Annotated in this window: 16 protein-coding genes and 1 pseudogene; 7 read left to right on the top strand and 10 right to left on the bottom strand. The window is 60.1% G+C overall.

Going from position 1 to position 20,758, the window contains the following annotated elements; all coding sequences use genetic code 11:
- Nucleotides 1–116: 116 nt before the first annotated feature.
- The 10 genes and pseudogenes from GN234_RS06950 to GN234_RS06995 form a co-directional block, all read right to left on the bottom strand.
- Complete coding sequence (locus GN234_RS06950) at nucleotides 117–1,658, bottom strand: amino acid ABC transporter permease/ATP-binding protein (RefSeq protein WP_176688148.1); 1,542 nt, start codon at nucleotides 1,656–1,658, stop codon at nucleotides 117–119.
- Between the two features lie 49 nt (nucleotides 1,659–1,707).
- Entirely contained in the window at nucleotides 1,708–2,505 is a 798-nt protein-coding gene (locus GN234_RS06955; RefSeq protein WP_109755259.1) for a transporter substrate-binding domain-containing protein, read from the bottom strand.
- A gap of 23 nt (nucleotides 2,506–2,528) precedes the next feature.
- Complete coding sequence (locus tag GN234_RS06960; protein ID WP_176688149.1) at nucleotides 2,529–3,578, bottom strand: isopenicillin N synthase family dioxygenase; 1,050 nt, start codon at nucleotides 3,576–3,578, stop codon at nucleotides 2,529–2,531.
- Nucleotides 3,571–4,428: a sugar phosphate isomerase/epimerase family protein gene (locus tag GN234_RS06965; RefSeq protein WP_176688150.1), complete on the bottom strand. Its 858-nt coding sequence runs from the start codon at nucleotides 4,426–4,428 to the stop codon at nucleotides 3,571–3,573. The genes GN234_RS06960 and GN234_RS06965 overlap by 8 nt, the downstream gene beginning before the upstream one ends.
- Nucleotides 4,429–4,819: 391 nt before the next feature.
- The gene (locus tag GN234_RS06970) at nucleotides 4,820–7,090 is read right to left on the bottom strand and encodes a molybdopterin guanine dinucleotide-containing S/N-oxide reductase (RefSeq protein WP_176688151.1); all 2,271 of its coding nucleotides are present in this window, start codon (nucleotides 7,088–7,090) and stop codon (nucleotides 4,820–4,822) included.
- A 190-nt stretch (nucleotides 7,091–7,280) separates the two neighbouring features.
- Nucleotides 7,281–8,070 (bottom strand): annotated as a pseudogene (locus GN234_RS06975) (ABC transporter ATP-binding protein).
- Nucleotides 8,064–9,062 (bottom strand): ABC transporter permease, encoded by a 999-nt coding sequence (locus GN234_RS06980; RefSeq protein WP_109755264.1) that lies wholly within the window; start codon nucleotides 9,060–9,062, stop codon nucleotides 8,064–8,066. The pseudogene GN234_RS06975 and the gene GN234_RS06980 overlap by 7 nt, the downstream one beginning before the upstream one ends.
- Nucleotides 9,049–10,122, bottom strand: a complete 1,074-nt coding sequence (locus GN234_RS06985; RefSeq protein WP_176688152.1) for an ABC transporter substrate-binding protein — start codon at nucleotides 10,120–10,122, stop codon at nucleotides 9,049–9,051. Before GN234_RS06985 ends, GN234_RS06980 begins: the two co-directional genes overlap by 14 nt.
- Before the next feature lie 29 nt (nucleotides 10,123–10,151).
- Nucleotides 10,152–11,477, bottom strand: a complete 1,326-nt coding sequence (locus GN234_RS06990; RefSeq protein WP_176688153.1) for an LLM class flavin-dependent oxidoreductase — start codon at nucleotides 11,475–11,477, stop codon at nucleotides 10,152–10,154.
- Nucleotides 11,478–11,489: 12 nt separating this feature from the next.
- The gene (locus GN234_RS06995) at nucleotides 11,490–12,431 is read right to left on the bottom strand and encodes an aliphatic sulfonate ABC transporter substrate-binding protein (protein WP_176688154.1); all 942 of its coding nucleotides are present in this window, start codon (nucleotides 12,429–12,431) and stop codon (nucleotides 11,490–11,492) included.
- Between the two features lie 389 nt (nucleotides 12,432–12,820).
- Between GN234_RS06995 and GN234_RS07000 the strand changes: the two genes are divergently transcribed.
- The 7 genes from GN234_RS07000 (at nucleotide 12,821) to pnuC (ending at nucleotide 20,689) form a co-directional block, all read left to right on the top strand.
- Nucleotides 12,821–13,555, top strand: a complete 735-nt coding sequence (locus GN234_RS07000; protein WP_176688155.1) for an SDR family NAD(P)-dependent oxidoreductase — start codon at nucleotides 12,821–12,823, stop codon at nucleotides 13,553–13,555.
- Between the two features lie 29 nt (nucleotides 13,556–13,584).
- Nucleotides 13,585–14,421 (top strand): CmcJ/NvfI family oxidoreductase, encoded by an 837-nt coding sequence (locus tag GN234_RS07005; RefSeq protein WP_176688156.1) that lies wholly within the window; start codon nucleotides 13,585–13,587, stop codon nucleotides 14,419–14,421.
- Between the two features lie 334 nt (nucleotides 14,422–14,755).
- The gene (locus tag GN234_RS07010) at nucleotides 14,756–15,673 is read left to right on the top strand and encodes an ABC transporter substrate-binding protein (protein WP_176688157.1); all 918 of its coding nucleotides are present in this window, start codon (nucleotides 14,756–14,758) and stop codon (nucleotides 15,671–15,673) included.
- Complete coding sequence (locus tag GN234_RS07015; protein ID WP_176688158.1) at nucleotides 15,673–16,836, top strand: phosphotransferase enzyme family protein; 1,164 nt, start codon at nucleotides 15,673–15,675, stop codon at nucleotides 16,834–16,836. Before GN234_RS07010 ends, GN234_RS07015 begins: the two co-directional genes overlap by 1 nt.
- Nucleotides 16,833–17,717 (top strand): sulfurtransferase, encoded by an 885-nt coding sequence (locus GN234_RS07020; RefSeq protein ID WP_109755271.1) that lies wholly within the window; start codon nucleotides 16,833–16,835, stop codon nucleotides 17,715–17,717. Before GN234_RS07015 ends, GN234_RS07020 begins: the two co-directional genes overlap by 4 nt.
- A 120-nt stretch (nucleotides 17,718–17,837) precedes the next feature.
- Nucleotides 17,838–20,027 (top strand): TonB-dependent siderophore receptor, encoded by a 2,190-nt coding sequence (locus GN234_RS07025; RefSeq protein ID WP_176688159.1) that lies wholly within the window; start codon nucleotides 17,838–17,840, stop codon nucleotides 20,025–20,027.
- Nucleotides 20,028–20,062: 35 nt separating this feature from the next.
- Nucleotides 20,063–20,689: a nicotinamide riboside transporter PnuC gene (pnuC, locus tag GN234_RS07030; RefSeq protein WP_109755273.1), complete on the top strand. Its 627-nt coding sequence runs from the start codon at nucleotides 20,063–20,065 to the stop codon at nucleotides 20,687–20,689.
- Nucleotides 20,690–20,758: the final 69 nt, after the last annotated feature.

Here is a 20,758-nt window from a genome sequence, read left to right on the forward strand (position 1 = left end):
TCCATCGACCTGTTTTACCAGGGATTCGAGGGTGAAATATTCGATCGCGCGGGCACGCCTTGGCCCGAGAGCGATGTGACCACGATAAGCGGATCGTGCGACCAAATGCGCTCAATTCAGCTCATCAACAGGCAACGCTCCTCCTCTGATTCTTCCAACCCGATAAACCGTCGCACCCGTTGGGCTCCATGCCCTGCGCGGATCGCCTCTGGCGAGGCATCCAACTGCACGTTGCCGTTTTCCATGAAAATCACCCGGTCAGAGATCGACAGGGCAAATTCCATTTCGTGAGTGACAATCAGCAGGGTCATGCCTTCGCGAGCCAGGTCGGCGATCACCGTAAGTACCTCGCCGACCAGTTCCGGGTCCAGCGCCGAGGTTGGTTCGTCAAACAGCAGGATGTCCGGGTCCATGGCCATGGCCCGGGCGATCGCCACACGTTGTTGCTGGCCGCTAGACAGTTGATGCGGATATTTGTGAACGTGGGCCAGCAGGCCGACCTTGTCGAGCAGTTGGCAGGCCCGTTGCTCGCTCAGTGCGCGGTTGACGCCATGATAACGAGGGGCGAGGCAGATGTTGTCCAACAGTGTCCGGTGTGGAAACAGGTTGAAGTTCTGGAACACCATGCCGATGCGCTGTACGCCCTGACGAACCCGACGCCCATCCGGTTTGTCCTCGGCATTAATGAAGCCCTCCCCGAACAACAGGATTTCACCCTGATCGATGCGTTCCAGGCCATTAATGGTGCGGATCAACGAGGTCTTGCCGGAGCCGGACGGGCCGATGATGGAAATCACCTGGCCGCTTTGCACCTTCAGGTCGATACCTTTGAGCACATGATGATCGCCGTAGCGTTTGTGCACGTCCTGCAGGTGCAGGGCCGGGGCCGCACCTTTGGCTGGGAGGCTGACCTTGCTCGATACCCTAGGTGCCAGACTGTCACGCAGCACTTGTGTCGAGGCGCTCTCCAGGGTTTGCGGTGTACGCAGGTTCAGGTCCAGGTAACGTTCCAGACGCTGCAAGGCGAAGCCAAACACTGTGACGATCAGCACGTAGTACAGGCCCACAGCCGCCAGGGTCTCCATGACCAGGAAGTTCTGGGCATACAGGCGCTGGCCGACAGTCAGCAGTTCGGTCAGTGAAATCACCGAGATCAACGAGGTCAGTTTGACCACCGTGATGTATTCGTTAATCAACGTCGGCAGTGAGATGCGAAACGCTTGAGGGATGACGATTAGACGTTGCACGCCAAGCAGCCCGAGCCCCAGGGCACGGCCCGCTTCCTTCTGGCCTTTGGCGATCGAAATCAGCCCGCCACGATGAATTTCTGCCATGTAGGCGGCCTCAGTGACCACCAGCGCCAACAGACCGGAATAAAATGGCACCGACAGCACCGGCCCGGCACCAGGCAGCAACTGCGGCAGGTTGTAGACGAAGACCACCAGCACCAGCAGCGGAATGCTGCGAAAGAACCAGATGTAGAGTGATGCGGGTATGCGCAGCCAGCGCACGCTCGACAGTTTGGCCGATGCCAGGACGAAACCCAGCAGCATGCCCAGGAACCAGGCCAGGGTGCTCAGTTCGATGACGGTCAGGCTCGCCGCCCAGAAGTCAGCCAGGGTGAACAGCGAAAAAAAGTAATCCCAATCGAATTGCATAGACACCTCGCGCAAGCCGCGCCCCCGATCGAGGGCGCGGTTTCAGGCATTACTCAGAGACCGGTTCCAGGTCATACGCCTTGAGAATGGCGGCGTACTCGCCGTTGGCCTTGCTCTCAGCCAACGCCTTGACCAGCGCCTGATAGGTCGCGTCGGCGTCTTTCTTGACGTAGATGCCCAAGGTTTGCGGGTAAACCAACTTCTGCGAGCTGACGATCACACGGCCGTTGGTACGCTGAGCGATCATGTGCGCGGCGCCGGCAATTTCCACTTGAGCCTGGATGTTCTTTGACAGCAGCGCCTGCGTCACCTCGGGTGCCGAGGGAAACTCACTGACGGTGATGGCACCCTTGTTGTTCGGGACGCAGTAGTCGCTGGACAACTGACGGAACTTGCCGACCCAGGTGGTGCCCTGCTCCAGCCCGATTTTCAGGCCACACAGGTCTTCGGGAACCTGCGGGTTCAGCTCACTGCCCTTGGGCACCATGATCGCCGCGCCGGTGTTGGCATAAGCAATGGTCCGGGCCTGGGCCTGGCGCTCCGGGGTGATGTACATGCCGGAGATGATTGCGTCGTAATGCCCGGCGTTGAGGCCGTTGAGCAGATTGGGAAACTTGGTGTCGACGAAGTTGGCCTTGACGCCCATTGCCTTGGCCAGAGAATGGGCCAACTCCGGGTCGGAGCCGACCACGTTCTTGTTGGCGTCATAGGATTCGAACGGCGGGTAGGTGATTTCCATACCGACCTTCAATACACCCGGCGTCGCGGTGCTGGCGAAGGCGGCACTGGCACAGAACAGACCAGCGGCGAGCAGACTCAGTCGGGTCAAGGCGTAGGGGGTTTTCATGATGGGAAGCTCCGTTGGTTTTTTTAGGAATGAGAGGCAGTGTTTTTCAGGCGACCGAAGCTCGATGGCTTGCGGGCTCGGGATGGCAGCTCAAGCTCGCCGTTCTCGACGCGTTTGCGCAGGTACTGATAGGTCTGCAGGGCTTGACTCCACATGTGTTCACCAATCGTTAGCTCCTCGTAGACCTGAGCGTCATTGATGAATGCCGGCAACGGCTTGATCAGCGTGTGGTAATCGCAGGCGTAAAACAGCGGGAAGCTATAGCGCTCCTGAGCCACCTTGCGCACTCGGTGAGCGGTGGCCACGAAGGTCCCGGAGGTCATGACTTCCAGCATGTCGCCGATGTTCACCACAAACGCACCGGGCATTGGCGGTGCATCGATCCACTGATCCTGGTCGTTCAGCACCTCCAACCCTGGCTGATCGGCGTGCAGGATGGTGAAGCACTCGTAGTCGGTATGCGCGCCGATGCCTGGAGCATCCACGGCAGTGGCGTCGAAGGGGTAATGGATCAGCCGCAGCTTGGAAGGCGGACGGGTGACCAGTGCGTCGAAGTAGCCCTCTTCCAGGCCCAGAGCCAGGGCGAAACCATCGAACAATCGACGGCCCAGGGCAAACACGGCCTGATAGTAATTTTGTACCGCAACCTGAAAACCCGGCACGTCGGGCCAGTGGTTCGGGCCCAGCAGCGGCGTTCGACTCAGGAATAGCGGATCGTCCACCGGCACTTCGAAACCGATGTCGAAGGCCTCTTTGTGGTCCGGCTTGCCCTTGGAGTACACCTCCTCTCCTTCGGGCACGAAGCCCTTGTGGCTTTCCGAGGCGCCGATGTAATGGCGCATCTTGGTCTCCAGGGGCTGCGCGAAATAATCCTTGCTCGCCTGGCGCAGGCCCTCGATCAGTGCCGGATCAATGCCGTGCCCGGTGATGTACAGAAACCCCACATCGCTGGCGGCACGACCCAGTTGCTCGGCCACGGCGAGGCGATGCTCCAGTTCGATACTGAAGAGGCCGGCGATGTTCACCACCGGAATGCTATTGAAGTTGGCCTGGGTCAGCGAAGTCTTATTCATGGCGGGCTCCTTCACAGGTAAAACGGTTGAAGTGTTCGCGCTCGGTTCGCGCCATCCACTGGTTCAAGGTCCAGAGATCGGCCACCGGCATGTTGGTGAAGGGCAAGTGATGCAGATACCCGTCGGCACCGAACTCCGGGGTCAGGGTGCTGACTGCATAGCCACGCTGAATTTGAGAAGCCCAGACCGCCTCCCAGTGATGCTGGTGAAACATCAGTTCACGGGCATATTCCGGAGCGGCGGGATGGGGAACTTGCGGGCCCTGGTCATAACCGACCCGAGCTTGAATGTGATGAACGCGCTCGACGAAGGACGACAGATCGTCGGCCGGGTCGTCCAGTAACCGCTCACAGCACACCACCCAATGGCTGATGTCACTGGTGAAACGCAGTTCCGGCAGTTGGCGAATCAGTTCCAGCGTCACCCAAGGGCTGTACAGGGAGCGGGCGCGGTGAGTCTCGAAACTGCAGAACACCCCGTGCCTGGCGGCCAGTTCCAGGGCCTGACCGAAGAACTCGACCTGCTGCGCCAGAGGCCAGCGATCATTGCCCGCAAGCAGATTGACGAAACGGGGGGTCAGCTCCGTGGCCCAGCCGAGCTTGCGATCGATGTCGACCAAGTGCTGGGCAGGCGTAGCGCGCTGATCAGGCAGGACATCGTAGGCACTGAACAGGGTGCAGATGTAGGGGACGTGATTGCTGCGCAGGAAAGCGCCGAACTCGCCACGCGCATTGGCCTGCAGTGGCAGGCGTGCTTCGATCCCATCAAAACCGGCGACGAGCAGTTCATCCAGCGCGGATGAATGGCTGGCGGTATAGCCCCATAAGGTACGGAAAATCTCTAGCTTCATGCATTCCTCTCGACTGCTTCGGGCCACTAGCGGATTGGGCTGGTGGCGTTGCTGGGCAGTCGAAAAGGGGCTGCTGCGGGCTGCTGCTCTGATGGCGGCAGTCCCGTGTGGAGGATCCTAAGGCCATCGTGACAAATGATTGAATAGGCTGTAGCAAATAGTTAGTTCAGAAATCCATGAACTAACGCAAGGCGGGTTTCGCGGGAACGAAAAATGAGGCCAACACCTGCATGGCACTTACTTGACCTTCTTCGGTGTCCATTCCTCCTGACCAGTTCTTGCTGATCGACATGTGTTCATCAGCATGGGGTAAGGTTTAGGTCTTCGTTTCATGACACGCGGCTCAATCCTGCCCTGACACGCTCGACGACATCCCCAACAGCGACAACCGTCAAGTCATCGACGGTGGCTCGAAAGCCGTTACAGGCGGCAACGCCTGATCCCACTTCACAATGTCCACCGAGGCGGTTTGCGCCGAACAGCCCTGGGACAGACTCGATGAGCCGACATCAGCGGTGATCATGTTCGGGTTGCCGTGTTTATCAAGGCTGTTTCGCTCACCGTTCACCAACGGATCAAACCAGGCACCCGTGGCGATCTGCACGACACCCTGGCGGATTCCATCGCTGACAATCGCCCCGGCCAGAAAAGCCCCGCGCTCGTTGAACACCTTGACCACGTCGCCATCGACAATACCCCGGGCGTGCGCATCCGCCGTGTTGAGGGTCAAGGGCTCACGCTGCCGGATTTTCGAGGAGCGGCTGTAGGCGCCGTGATCGTATTGGCTGTGCAAACGGGTTTTCGGCTGGTTCGACAGCAGTTGCAACGGGTACTGCGCCACCGGCTTGTCCAGCCACACCGGGTGACCCGGGCAATCGGCGTAGCCAAAACTCGCGATGCGTTCGCAGAAGATTTCGATCCGTCCCGAAGGCGTCGGCAGCGGATTGGCCTCGGGGTCTTCGCGGAAGGCTTTGAGCAATACCGTATCGGTGTCGGGGTAGGTAATTTCGAACAGGCCATCTCGCCAGAACGTGTCGTAGTCCGGCAACTCAATACCTTGCTCCTGCGCCCTGCCCCGGGACTCGTCATAGGTAAAACGCAGCCATGCCTCGGCGTCACGCCCCTCGGTGAATGACTCACCGAATCCCAGACGCTCGGCGACTTGCGCCAGAATCCAATAGTCGTCCCGGGATTCGCCCACCGGCTTGATCGCTTGCTGCATTGCGATCATGAAGCGGTCCGACGCGGAGCTGCCGATATCGTTGCGCTCCAGGGCCGTCGTGGCTGGTAGCACGATATCCGAATACTTGGCCTGGGCAGTCCAGAACTGCTCATGGACGATGAGGGTTTGCGGTCGCTTCCAGGCCTCCAGCAGACGGTTGAGGTCTTGATGATGGTGGAAAATATTCCCCCCCGCCCAATAGACCAGACGTATGTCCGGGTAATGCATCCGCTTGCCGTTATAGTCGAACGGGGCTCCTGGATTGAGCAGCATGTCGGTCACTCGCGCCACCGGAATGAAGTCTTTGACCGGATTGACCCCTTGGGAAAAGCGCGGCCCGGAAAACGCTTTGCGACCGCTGCCCGTGTTGTTCATGCAGCCATAGCCAAGGCCGAATCCGCCGCCAGGCAGGCCGATCTGCCCAAGCAGCGCGGCCAGCGTTACCGTCATCCAGAACGGCTGTTCGCCGTGCACCGCACGCTGCAAGGAATAGGCAATGTTGATCATGGTGCGCTGGCGGGCCATGCGCCGCGCCAAGTCGATGATTTGCGGTGCCGGGATGTCTGTCAGGGTCTGCGCCCATAACGGATCCTTGGGTTGGCCATCGACATGACCGAGCAGGTATTGGCGAAACCGCTCATAGCCGACCGTATAGCGCCGGATGAAGTCCTCATTGTGTAAACCTTCACTGACCAACACGTAGGCCAACGCCATCATCAGCGCCGTATCGCTGCCGGGGCGCACCGATAACCATTGATTATTTGTCGGCCCAACCAGGTCTTCGCGCAAGGGACTGACGTTGACGAACTGCACGCCGGCCTCGGACATATTTTCGAGTGCTCGAGACAACAGATGCTCGCTGGCCCCGCCGGGGCTGGTCTGGGCGTTTTTCGCCGGCAGGCCACCGAAAGCGACAAACAACTCACAATGCTGCGCCAGGTTTTGCCATGAGGTATGCGCGGCCAGCAACCAATCCATGTTGCCGACGATATGCGGCATCAACACCCGCCCGGCGCCAAGGCTGTAGCTGTCCATGCTGAACACGTAGCCGCCGAACAGATTGAGGAAGCGATGCAGCTGACTCTGGGCGTGATGGAAGCGTCCGGCACTGCCCCAGCCGTAGCTGCCGCCGAAAATCGCCTGGTTGCCATGCTCGGTCTTGACCCGTTTCAGCTCCCGGGCGACCAAGTCCAGCGCCACTTCCCATGACACTTCGACGAAGGGTTCCTGACCGCGCCGCTCGGGGTGAGATCCGGGCTCGGCGAGGTAACTGCGGCGCACCGCCGGCCGCATGATCCGCGTCGGCGAAGTAATGGCCCCGGGAATCGAAGCACCGATGGGCGACGGATCTGAGTCCCATTCAACAGGCACCATCGCATCCAGTTTTCCGTCGACGACCTGCGGACGGTACGCGCCCCAATGCAGTGAAGTGAAACTCATGGCGCGATGAACTCCCAATGGAATACGGTCGATAGCACGCAACAGATCTGATGTGGGAGCGGGCTTGCTCGCGAAAGCGGTGTGTCAGTCGCCATCAATGTTGAATGCCAGTCCCCTCTTCGCGAGCAAGCCCGCTCCCACATTTGTGCTCTGTTGTCCTGCAAAGAGTGCTCGGGCACTCAACCAATAATTACCAGCTCTCACCCAGCCCCAGCAACCCTAGGATCTGGCGTCTCAGATCCACCAGATAAGGATCGTCGCGATGACGCGGATAAGGCCGTTCGATGGTCAATTGCGCTTTAATCGCTGCCGGTCGGTCACTGAATACGATCACTCGATTGGCCAGCAGCAAAGCCTCTTCAACATCATGGGTCACCAGCAGCGCGGTGTAACCCCTGACGTTGCCACAAATCGATCAACTCTTTCTGCATGGCAATGCGGGTCAGCGAATCCAGCTTGCCTAATGGCTCGTCGAGAATCAGTAGCCGCGGTTCGTTGACCAACGCCCGAGCCAACGCAACACGCTGGGCCATCCCCCCTGACAGCTGCCGTGGATACGCTCGGGAGAACGGGCTGAGACCAACTTTTTCCAGTGCCTCATCGACCTTGGCGGAATAGGTTTTGAGCAGGCCCTGGGCCTCAAGGCCAAGGGCGACGTTGTCCCACACGCGCCGCCACGGGTACAGCGTCGGGTCCTGGAACACCACGACCCGGCTCGGGTCCGGCCCCGTAATCGGCAGGCCATCAGCCAGCAAAGCGCCCGAATCGGCAGGCTCCAGCCCCGCCACCAGGCGCAACAATGTGGACTTGCCGCACCCTGAAGGCCCGAGCAACGCGACGAACTCGCCGGGCGCCACGTCGAGGAAAACCCGATCCAGTACCGGCAAGTGCTGACCGTCCAGGGCAAAACCGTGGCTCAGGTTGTCAATGCGCAGGGCCAACCCTGCCGAGGCCGTTGCTGCGTGTGCCAGCGCTACCATTTCATCGCTCCTTTTTGCCAGGCCAACAACCGGTCACGGATCAGAAACAGCGCCGAGATCAACCCCGAGCAGGCCAGTGCCATGATCAACAATGCCGCGTACATATTGGCGTAGGCCGCCCAACCCTGGGCCCATTGCAAGTACCAGCCGATGCCAGATTTGACTCCCATCATTTCCGCGACCACCAGGGTCGAGAACGAGGCGCCCAACCCCATGAACAAACCGACAAACACGTGGGGCAAAGCGGCCGGGATCGCCACTTTGAAAATCAGAAAGCCCTGCTTCGCGCCCAACGTCCGGGCCACGTCGTAATAGGCTTTGTCGACACTGGCCACACCGGACCACGTCAACACCGTCACCGGAAACCAGGTCGCCAGAGCAATGAGAAAGACACTGGCACTCCAACTGGTGGGAAACAGAAAGAAGCACAGTGGCAACAGCGCCGTCGAAGGCACCGGCCCGAGAATGCGCAGGACCGGGTGCAACCAGTAGCCGATACTGCTCGACCAACCGATCGCAACTCCGGCCACAAAACCGGTCGCGGCACCCAGCGCCACTCCACTTCCAAGCAACAGTGCCGAATGCAGCAAGCTGTCGGCCAGGCGTGGCCAGTCATCGACGTACACCGCGAGCAACGCTTGCGGCGGTGCAAAGAATGGCACCGGCAGCAGGCCCAGCTTGGCGGTGAGCAGTTCCCAGATGCCCAGCAGAATGGGCAGTGCGATCAACCAGGCGCCTGCTGCCCGTAGGCGCGTGGCGAGCTTCGCCGACCAGTGACCGACGATGCCCAGCAACCCGATCAATGTCGCCACGGCCAGGCATAGATTCGCCAGGCCTTGGGTCATTGGCCAAAGGCGCGTGGCGTTGGGCCAATAGCTGATCAACAATGCAACCGCCACCCATGCCGTCACCGCGACCGCACCTTGGCGCCAAAGCTTGAATACCCACGGCCTGGCGGATGCGGCCAACGTCGAAACATCAGCTGAAGACATCGGCGGTGATCTCCTTGGCGAACGCTCCGGCGTCGGTCCCCTGACCGATCACCTCCACGGTTTTCAGGTCGGTGACGTAAGTGGTGATCTCCTTAGTCAGCAACGGGCCAACGGCATGGTGGCCGTGGGTATGGTCGTGCAGGATGGCCTCGACTTCTTCGGTGGAGGTATTGAGCGCATAGGCCTGGAAACCCTTGGCCACGGCCCCGGGATTTTTCACCGAATAGTCGTGGGCCTCGAGAATCGCCTGGGTCAGGGCTGCGACCACGCGTTTGTCCTCACGCACCAGTTTGCCGGTGACGCCGACGACGCAGCAGCTGAGGTTGGCGTACTCCTCGACCAGATTGGTGGACAACTCCTGGGCTTTGCCGGTCTTGATCAGGCGGTACATGAACGGATCACTGCCGCTGACTGCCTGCACTTCACCACGCTCCAGCGCCGTGCCCAGCAGGTCGGCCGGGTACAGTCGCCATTCCACATCCCGCACCGGATCGATGCCGTGCTTTTTCAGCAGGATCGAGAAGAAGTTACGGTCCGGGCTGGCCATGTCGGTGACGCCGATGGTTTTGCCCTTGAGGTCTTCAAGCTTATGCACGTTGCCGTTTACTGCGCTGAGCAAACGCAGGCAACCGCCGTGAGTGCCGGCGGTGAGTTTGACGTCGAAGCCCTGCTCCAGCGCCTTGAGCCAGCGCAATGCCATGCCGACTCCAGCATCGGCCTTGCCGGTGGCGATGGCTTCAAGTAGCACTTCGGTGGAGTTGCCAAAGTTGACCAGTTCGACATCGAGGTTGTGCTTCTTGAAGAAACCCTGACCGTGGGCGATGACCACTGGCGCCAGACAAACCGCATTGAGGTTGACCGCCAGTTTCAGCGCGCGCGGGGCATCCAGGCGAATGAATTCGCCCGTGCCGGCGGGCTCGCTGGAGCTATCGATAACATGGCCGGCGTGCTCATCCGCCGCCCGGCTAAAACGCGGCAGCGACATCAACAACGGACTCGCCAGGGCAACACTGGCCAGCCCCAGCAGGTGACGACGGGTCAAACGTTCGAAAACAGCCATTCAAATATCCCTTTGGTTGGTAGAAGAGTTCAGTTCTTCAGCTCGCCGAGCCCCAGGTGCTCACGCAAGGTCGAGCCTTCATAAGCGCGACGGAACAAGCCTTTGCGTTGCAGATGGGGAATCACGCTTTCGACGAATTCGCTGAACGATCCCGGCAGGTAACCCGGCGAGATCACGAAGCCGTCGCAACCTTCGCCCTGGAACAGCTCGGCCAGTTGGTCGGCGATTTGCGCGCCGGTGCCCACCAGTTGCGGAACGCGAACGCTGCTGGCGAAGATCCGCCCCAGTTGCTCCAGCGTGGTCTCGGCACCCTGCATCAGTAGTTTTTCAGCAGCGGCCGGATGGATCAGCGGCGATTGGGCTATCTGCGCCAGCGTCGCAGATAACGGAAACGGTGACAGGTCGACATTGAGCTGTGAGGCCAGCGTGACCAGCCCTAATTCGGGACGTGCCAGTGCGTTGTGTCGATCGCGTTTGGTCCTTGCTTCGGCTTCCGTGCCGCCAATGAACGGCATGACCGCTGTCAGCACTTTGCAGCTGTCAGCCTCGCGCCCTTGTTGCACGACCTGCGCACGTACGTCGTCGCGGAAGGCGCGCATGGCGCTCAGGTGCGGATGAATGGTAAAGATCGCTTCCGCCCAACGCGCCCCGAAACGCCGACCGCGACCGGACGAACCGGCCTGGATCAGCACCGGTCTTCCTTGGGGCGTGCGCGGAATATTCAGGGGACCTTCGACCTTGAACCACTCGCCACGGTGCTGCACCGACTGGATCTTCGATGGATCGGCCAGCTCCCCGCTTTCGCGATCGAGCTTGAGCGCGCCAGGTTCCCAACTGCGCCATAGCTTCAACGCCACTTCGACGAACTCGTCGGCACGGTCGTAACGCAGGTCGTGCTCCAGATGCTTGTCCTTGCCGAACAGCCGACCTTCGCTGTCGTTCATCGAGGTGACGATGTTCCACGCCGCGCGGCCCTTGGACAGGTGATCCAGGGTGGCGAATTCCCGGGCGATATGTGCAGGCTCGTAATAGGTCGTCGAACGAGTTGCACCCAGACCCAGTTTGCTGGTTTGGCCGACCAGGTAAGACAGGATCGGCAAGGGGTCCAGACGTGTCGCGTCCTGAGCGCCATAACGCAATGCCAGATCCCGGGAGCCGCCCATTTGATCACCCACTGCGAGGCGATCGGCGAAGAACAGAAAATCAAACAACCCCTCCTCCACGACTTTTGCGACGCGCGCGTAGTATTCGGGATCGAGGTAATTGCCGACGGTTTCAGGGTGACGCCAGACGGCGTGACTGTGAACGACAGGCCCCGTCAGCAAGAACGCTGACAGGTGAATTTGACGACTCATGCCAACGCCCCCCTACTTCGCCTTCGGCGTCCAGACTGCGATATCGGAAACCTTCAGAGGCTTGGGCGTGAGCTTCGCCGCGTAATAGGTATCGGCAATCCGTTGCTGCTCGGCCAGTTCATCAACCTTGACCGGGACGATGTCATAGCTGCGGCGGGTGTTCGCCAGCTCCACAGTGGCGGAAGGAATGTTGCCCCACAGCGGGCCGAGTATCTTCGCGGCCTCTTGTGGGTGCGCTTTGACCCACTGCCCCGTCTCGCGCAAGGTGTCGAAGGTAACTTGCAATACGTCCGGGTGCGCGCTGGCGAACTTTGCCGTCGCCAGGTAGAAGCGGTTGTAATCGGCCAGGCCGTCCTTGCCGTCAGCCAGCACGCGCACGTGATGATCCAGTTGTTGGGTCGCCAGGAACGGGTCCCAGATAGCCCAGGCATCGACACTGCCGTTGGCGAATGCCGCCCCGCCATCCGGTGCTTCCAGGTAACGCGGGGTGATGTCGGCGAGCGTCAGACCGGATTTTTTCAGCGCCGAAATCAATAGGAAGTTGCTGCCCGAGCCTTTGGAAACCGCGACGGTCTTGCCTTTCAGATCGGCAACACTATGGATTGATGAATTGTCCTGAACGATGATCGCCTGAGCGCTGGACGATGGGTTTTCCCGCGCGTAATAGGTCAGTGGCGCATCGGCAGCCTGGGTGAACAGCGCAAAGGCGTCGGCGACATCGGCATGCAAATCGACACTGCCGGCGTTCAGGGAACTGAGCAGGCCAGTGCTGAATTCATGCCAGTTGACAGTGAAGCCCAAGGGCTTCAGTCGCTCTTCCAGTTGGCCGTTTTGCTTGAGCAATATCCATAAGGTCGAGGAACGCTGGTAGCTGATATCAATGGCTTGCTGGGCATTTACCCCGGCGGCGGCAAACAACAGGCTGGCGGCGATGATGAGTTTTTTAAACGTCATGAAAGGCCTTTATAGGGGGTGGGCGGCGTGGCTGAGGGAAAAAACCGAGTCAGCAGTGTTGCGTCCAGCAAGACTCGAAGGTCGAGGCTGAAAGCAACAATGATTATATTAATGATGAAATATTATGAAAGAATCATATAACGCTAAGGTTATTCCTGTTTAAGCGTCTGGTCCTGACGTGGGCAGGTGGGGCCGCTCAGCACAACGTAAAACTCCGTGTCCAAGATGATCCCGAGCATCGACGCGACGCGAGAGCAGGTTCGAGTTATTCATGAATATGACGGTCATCACAGTCACTCATCCGATCTATCGTTAGCGTCCAAAATTCTAATCTGCGATTTAAATAGGGCGTTACAGTAAGTTCCTTCTTGCCCTTGAAGGACGCCAGCATGTCATTAATCGCAGAAGTTGCCTGGGTAAACGGTGTCGGTGCTGTCGAAGGATTAGGCGCGGCGCTGGCACGACGATTCGCCAAAGGTGGATATAAGGTCGCCGTGAGCGGTCGCAGCCCCGATAAGCTCAAGGCCGTCGTCGAGAGCATCCAGGCACAGGATGGCGATGCGGTGGCGTTGCCGGCAGACGCAGGCAATGAAGCCGATATCCTGGCTGCGATCAAGGCTGTCAGGGAGCTTGGCCAACTGAAGGTCGCGATCTTCAATGTGGGCAACTCTGTGTCATCCCCCAGCCTTGAACTCAGCGCCGGCCTGTTCGAACAAACTTGGCGAGCTTCGACCCTGGGCGGTTTTTTGTTCGCCAGAGAAGCCACCCGCGCGTTGCTTGAAAACGGTGGCGGCACATTGCTGTTCACGGGGGCCACGGCCTCCTTGAGGGGCAAGCCACCGTTCGCGGCGTTTGCAGCGGCGAAGGCCGGACTGCGCTCGTTGAGTCAGTCCTTCGCTCGTGAGTTCGGCCCGCAAAATGTTCACGTCGCGCACGTGGTGATCGATGGCGGCATCAATGGCGAACGCTTACGCAGCCATGCTCCGCAGCGTCTTGAGCAGCTAGGCGCTGAGGGCGCATTACAGCTTGAGGATATCGCCGAAGCTTACTGGTACCTGCATACACAACCGCGCAGCGCATGGACGCAGGAATTGGATTTGCGGCCGTTCAAGGAATCATTTTAAAGCGGCTCGCATCGAGCCAAGGAGTTCTTATGGGAACCCATCAGCAAGACATTGCACCTGTATCCGTAATCGGCGAGCTCAACTATCTGCTGGACAATGGCATACGTCCGGTCAATTACGCATTCGCGCAGCCCGACGGCCAACCACAACGCACGGGTGTCCTGCAGCCGACTCGGGTCAATATTCATAACGCACGCCTGCTCGACACTCCCGCCACCCTCGATGTGCAAGGCTTTGAGCGAATCGAGCGTCCAAGTGCGGTGCCTGATCTGGAAGACGAAACGCAAGTTCGCCTGCTCTATTACCCCGAGGCTGACGCACTGATTCGCGAGCAAACGGGCGCCATCAAAACCGTGATCTTTGACCACACCATTCGTGTTGATCAGCCTGGCAGAGAGGCTGCAGGAGTGCGCGAACCGGTGCGTTATGTTCATAACGACCAGACTGAGCGTTCCGCCGTGCGCCGTGTGTGCGATCACTTGCCCCCGGAAGAAGCCGAGCAACGTTTGCTCAAACGCTTTGCAATCATCAATTTGTGGCGTCCCATCGGGGGACCGGTCTTTACCACACCGTTAGCGCTGTGCGATGCCAGCACCATCGATCCTGCCGACTTCCTGCCCAGCGACCTGGTGTATCGCGACAAAGTCGGGGAAACTTTTTCCGTGCGCGCAAACCCGAATCATCGCTGGTATTACTACCCCCGCCTACGACCTGAAGAAGCGCTGCTGCTCAAGATCTTCGATTCGCGCACCGATGGTGTGGCACGAGCGGGTGCACACACCGCTTTCGATGATCCTTCTACGCCACGTGATGCTCCTCCAAGGCGCAGTATCGAATTGCGTGCATTGGTGTTCTTTGCCCACTAGTTCACGACCGTAGTTCTTCTCCCCTTCGGTGCGCCTTCACTGGCGCCCGCTCTCAGTCCTGATCTGTCGATCCGGCTTGCGGCCGCCACTCGCCCGATCACCTAGCCGTATATTCGCGCACTGAGCCGCCCCCCCGGCGACATGATCACACCCTCAAAACCTACGAACCCTGGCGAAGCCAGGATCTGCGTGGCTTTGCTCCCGCGTTGAACATTCCAGGCATATCCATAGCAATAAAGGATATTGGTATATACCAGATTGCCTCGCTATAAATCGCCGCAATCAAACACAGTGCCTTGCGTCCATACGCGACGTCAGGCTGGAGTCGATAGCGATGATTTCTGTAAGGGTAATGCTGGAGTACTTTCATCCCTGGCCTAATTCGGCAGGTTTGTATCTGGCTCGCGAACGCGGCTGGTACCAGGAGGCAGGGCTGGATGTCGAGCTGGTGGTGCATGACCCTTGGCGCGGCGACACCCTGGATCATTTACTGTCCGGGGCTGTGCACTTCGGCGTGTTCCCCAGCAACCGACTGCTCGTACGCCGCAGTCTGGGGCAACCGTTGCGGGGAGTGGCAGCGATCAACCACCGTGGCCTGGAGTCAATCCAGACCCTCACCGATTCGGGTATCCAGCGGCCACGGGACCTGGTGGGACGGCGTCTGGCACTCAATCCCACCCCTCGCGGGCTGGCCATGGTCCGGCATTTGGTGCGGGTCGATGGTGGTGATCCCGATGCGCTAATCCTGGTAAATAGTGGTACCCGCGAACTGCGCCCCGAACAACTGGCTGCCGGTGTCGCTGATGCAAGTTTTGGCGGCTACTGGGCATGGGAAGCGCTAATGTCCAGCCCGGTCGAAGCTGAACGGCGCGTAGTCTGGCCGGTCGATGAGCTCGGAGCACCGGCTTATCACAGCTACCTGCTGGGCGCCCATGAGCGGACGCTGGAAACGCAACCCGAACTGACTCGCGCCTTCCTGGCAGCCACCGCCCGAGGTTACCTGGCCACTGCTGCCGATCCCGCCAGCGCCCTGCAAGCCTATGAGACTGTCACCCCCTATTTTCCCCGTGAGCTGCTGGCGGAATCACTGCAGAAGATCGCCCCGACCTGGTTGCACGAGGGCGCCTGGGGCCGGCAACGGGATGAATTGCTCAAACCTTACGCTCACTGGCTGCAAGACAACGGCGTGCTTGACGATGCCGAAGCATGGCGCCAGGCAACCAGTAACGCCTACTTGCCGGAGACGGTCTGATGGCCACCGTCGAAGCCTTGATGGTGCACGGTTTGAGCCACGAGCCGGTGGCTGCGGACTGGCCGCCACTGGATACCCGCGATGTCGAACAACTGTTGCTCGGCTACCCGCAACTCGGGCCGCTACTCAGCCTCAATTGGCATAGCCCCCGACCATTTTCGGCAGCCAGCCTGGTACAGACTCGCGCCGCAACGGTGTTCATCAAACGCCACCATCAGCGAATTCGCACCCCCGCTTGGCTGAGCGAGGAGCATCGGTTCATGGCGCATTTGCGTCAACGTGGTGTACCGGTGAGTCAGGTATTGGCCGACCGCAACGGCGAAACGGCGGTCGCCCAGGGCGAATGGACGTATGAAGTGCATGGGCTGGCGGAAGGTCAGGATCTGTATCGCGAGTCGTTGTCCTGGACACCGTTTTTCAGTCAGCAACACGCCTGGTCCGCCGGCGCGTCCCTGGCCCGATTGCACCTCGCCGCCAAGGACTATCAGGCCGCACCCCGCCAAACCCCGGTGCTTCTGGCTAACTTCAAACTCTGCACCTGCCAGGATCTGCGTGCCTGTCTGCAAAAGGCCATACACTTGGACCCCGTACTCACCGACTACATGAGTCAGCACGACTGGCGCGGCGAATTGCTGCCGCTGCTACTGCCCTGGCATCGCCAGTTGCAACCGTTGCTTGGCCAGCAGCCCGGGTTATGGACCCACAACGACTGGCACGGCTCCAATCTGCTATGGAGCTCAAGTGCCGTCGACGCAGCGGTGAGTTGCGTGCTGGACTTCGGCCTGTCGGACCGCACATTCGCCCTCTTCGACCTGGCCACAGCCATCGAGCGCAATGGCATTCCCTGGCTGGAGCTGGACGATGGCGGCAGTGCCCAGGCCGCGTTGGATGACATCGATGCCTTGCTGGATGGCTATGCCAGCGAAAAACCCTTGTCCTCGGCCGATCTACTGACGCTGGCAGCCTTGTTGCCACTAGTCCATGTGGATTTCGCCCTGTCCGAAATTGCCTATTTCCAGGGTGTGGTGGGTTCCACCGCCAGTGCCGACGTGGCGTACCACGCCTACTTGTTAGGCCACACGCGCTGGTTTTCCACTGAACCGGGCCAGTCTCTGCTCGATCATTTACGGCGCCTTGCCTTAACCAGGAGTTCTGGATCATGACCGCCACCGCAGCCCCCATCCTGATCAGCCCCGAAACGCTAGTCGGGTACATGGCCGATCCCGATCTGCGAATTCTCGATGCCAGCGTCGAATTGCCGACGCCGCGTTTCGATCAGGATTATCGCGTCGCCAGCGGCCGCGACGGTTGGCTCCAGGCCCATATACCCGGTGCGCTACACGCGGACCTGCTCGAAGAACTGGCCCAGCCTCAGGCCTCATTCAGTTTTGCCCTGCCCTGCGCCGATCACTTCGCCAGCGCATTGGCCAGACTGGGCGTCGGAGCCAATAGCCACATCGTGATTTATGACCGCACCGACGGCTTCTGGGCCGCGCGTCTGTGGTGGATGCTACGCAGCGTGGGCATTGCGGCTCAGGTGCTGGACGGCGGTTTCAATGCCTGGCGTGCTGCCGGTTTGCCTCAGCGCCAGGGCAATGAATCACCCGTGCCAATGGCCGAACTGCGGTTGCAGCAAAGCCCGGGGTTCTGGATTGACCGTCAAGGCGTGCAGGCAGTGCTGGCCGGCGAGCGTCCCGGGGTACTGGTCTGCGCCTTGTCCTCAGCCTTGTTCAGCGGTACCGCCCCAAGCCGCTACGCCCGACGCGGGCATATTCCCGGTAGCCTCAATCTGCCGGCCCGTAACCTGCTGGACCCACAGGGCAAATACCTGCCGAGCACGCAACTGAAAGACCAACTGGGTGACGAGCTGCTCAAGACGCCAGCCCCTCTGGTGCTCTATTGCGGCGGCGGTATTTCAGCTGCCGCAGTGGCCCTGGCGATGACACTGGTCGGACGTGACAACGTCCTCTTGTATGATGGCTCGCTTCAAGAGTGGGCCGCGGATTCAAACTTGCCAATGACCACCGGAGCAACTCCGGCCTGACGCCCCCAGGGCACACATCGCTTTTTCCTGTATTAACAGCACGGCTCGTTCCTGGAGCGCGCCTGGGTACCTGTGCCCGGTGTTCGCCTGTCTCGGGATCGCAATCGTCGAGGAGTATTCATGGATATGCTTTACCGGACGTCCCGCGAGGGAGTATCCGCCCCACGATTCACGCTCAATCTTCTGACCCTGAGCCTGCTGCTGGCCAACACGGTGCATACCGCGCAGGCCGCCGACACCGAACTTCCGGCGGTGACCGTAACGGGCGAGGACACCTCTGGCTATCAGGTCAAAAGCGCTTCAGTTGGCGGTTTCGATGCCACGCCATTGCTGGATGCACCGGCGTCGATTTCGGTGATCAACGAGACCTTGATCAACGACCAGCAGGCTCGCCTGCTCAGTGAAGTTCTGAAGAACGATGCCTCGGTGGGTGAAAGCTACGCGCCGGTTGGCTACTACGAAAACTTCGTCGTACGTGGCTTCTCCCTGAACTCCGCCAGCAGCTACAAGATCAACGGCCGCACCATCACCGGCGAGCAAAACGTCGGGCTGGAAAACAAGCAACAGGTTGAAGTACTCAAGGGGCTTTCCGGCTTGCAGAGCGGCGTCACCGAGCCTGGTGGACTGGTCAATTACGTGACCAAACGGCCGACCGATGTGCGTTCGGTCACGGTGGCCACTGACGATCGCGGCAGCGGCTACCTGGCGACAGACGTGGGAGGATTCTTCGGCAGCGAACAGCAGTTCGGGCTGCGTGCCAACGTGGCTCATGAAGACCTGCATTCCTACGTCGAACATACCAATGGTCAGCGCGACTTCGCCTCCCTGGCCTTCGACTGGAACATCAGCCCCGATGCCCTGCTGCAACTGGATGCCGAGTACCAGACCAAGGAACAACGCTCGGCACCGGGATATCAATTGCTCGGCGGCTCCAGCCTGCCACACCATGCCTCACCGAAAAAACTGCTGGCACACCAGAGCGGCTCGAAGCCCGTTACCACCGATGCACTGAACCTCAACGGCAGCTTCGAGTATCGTTTCAGCGACACTTGGAAAGGCAACATCAGTGCAGCGCGCAGCCGTGTGGTGATCGATGACTACAGCTCGTTCGCCTGGGGCTGCTACGGCTCCGCCAGTTGCGCCGGCGCGGCTGTGCCCAACTACTTCAGCCCGGAAGGCGACTACGACATTTACGACTTCCGCAGCCCTGACGATACCCGCCGCAATGACGAGGTACAGGCTGTCCTCAATGGCGTCTTCGACACCGGTGGCCTTGGTCACGAACTGAGCGTAGGCACCAGCGCGTTTCGTCGCGTGGTGGATAAACGCGACGCCATCAACGTGATGATCGGCAGCGCCAATATCGATAGCGAGCCGGCAGATTTCGCACGCTACGACGGTCCGCTCAACGACTCTTATCGACGCCTGGACAGCCGCCAGTACGGACTGTTCTTCAATGACCGGATCAGCTTCAACGAACAATGGCAGACCGTGCTCGGCGGGCGCGAAGTGCGTCTGGATGAGGAGACATTCGACAGCCAGGGCGATACCACCCGACACACTCAACGCTACGTGTTCCTGCCCCAGGCTGCACTGATCTACAAGCCGGTGCAGAACCTGTCGCTGTATACCCGCTACAGCAAGGGCCTGTCACTGGGCGGTGAAGCGGCGTGGTTCACCACCAACGCCTATGAAATCCTCGCGCCCACCGTATCCCGGCAGATCGAGGCGGGCATCAAGTATGACTGGCAACGTATCAGCCTGACCGCAGCGCTGTACCAGATCCGCCAGGCATACCAGTACTCCCGGCCGAATGACGACGGCACGTTCACCTTCACCCAGCAGGGTGAACAGAAAAACACCGGACTGGAACTCTCGGCCAATGGCTGGGCCAGTCAGCGCCTGCAGATTTCGGCCAGTGTCGCGGCGATCCGTGCACGGGTCAGCGACAGCGGCACACCGGCCTATGAAGGTCACCAAGCGATCAACGTGCCGACACTGCGCGCCAGTCTCTACGGTGACTACGCCCTGCCCTGGGTCGAGGGGCTTGCCCTGCTCGGCGGTGTGCAATACAGCGGCAGCAAATACGCCAATCGCCAGGGCGAGGTCGAGACTGGCGCCTACGCCATCTTCAACGTTGGCAGCCGCTACAGCACCCGTATCGACGGTTACGACACCGTGTTCCGACTGACCGTCGACAACCTGTTCGACAAACGCTACTGGCGTGACGCCGGTGAATACATGGGCGATGGCTACCTGTTCCAGGGCGCACCACTGACCGCCCGCTTGAGTGCCTCGATCAACTTCTGATAGCTCCCCTTATCGCTTCAGTTGAGGAACACGTTATGTCCGATCTTGAAATCATCGCCGTCGTGCTCAACATCCTCGGCGTCTGGCTGACCGCCCGGCGCATCCGCTGGTGCTGGCCTGTCAGTGTGCTGGCGGTGTTGCTGTATGCCTGGATTTTCTATCAGGCCAAGCTCTACTCCGACACGCTGTTGCAGGGCATCTTCGCCCTGCTGCAAGGCTACGGCTGGTGGCGCTGGAGCCAGGGCGGCCTGACCCATGGCAAGGTCCGGGTGGCCAGGCTGCCCTTGCGTGAGGGATTGCTCGGCCTGCTTTTCGGCGCGCTCGGTGCCGTGTTGCTCGGCGCCCTGATGTACGGCTTCACCGACGCCGCAGTGCCCTGGCTCGACGCGCTGCTGACCGCCTTCAGCCTGGTGGCGAGTGTCTGGGCGGCACGCAAGTACGTGGTCAGTTGGTGGCTGTGGATCGTCCTCGACTGCCTGTATGTCGGCCTGTTCCTGTTCAAGGACTTGCGCCTGACGGCCGCGCTGTACGCAGGCTTTGTGCTGCTGGCGGTGTATGGTCTGCGGACCTGGCAACGAGATCTGGCGCGCCAGGGGCTGCAACCGGATGCCGGTGACAGTGTGCTCGCAGACAGCTCGACGGCTGGCGAGCCGATTCGTTAGTGTAAGCAGCTTATCGATGGCGTCCACGGACGCCCTCCCTCATCGATCCGCCAACGGACGCACTACCGA

The sequence above is a fragment of the Pseudomonas bijieensis genome, from assembly GCF_013347965.1.
Lineage (GTDB): Bacteria > Pseudomonadota > Gammaproteobacteria > Pseudomonadales > Pseudomonadaceae > Aquipseudomonas > Aquipseudomonas bijieensis.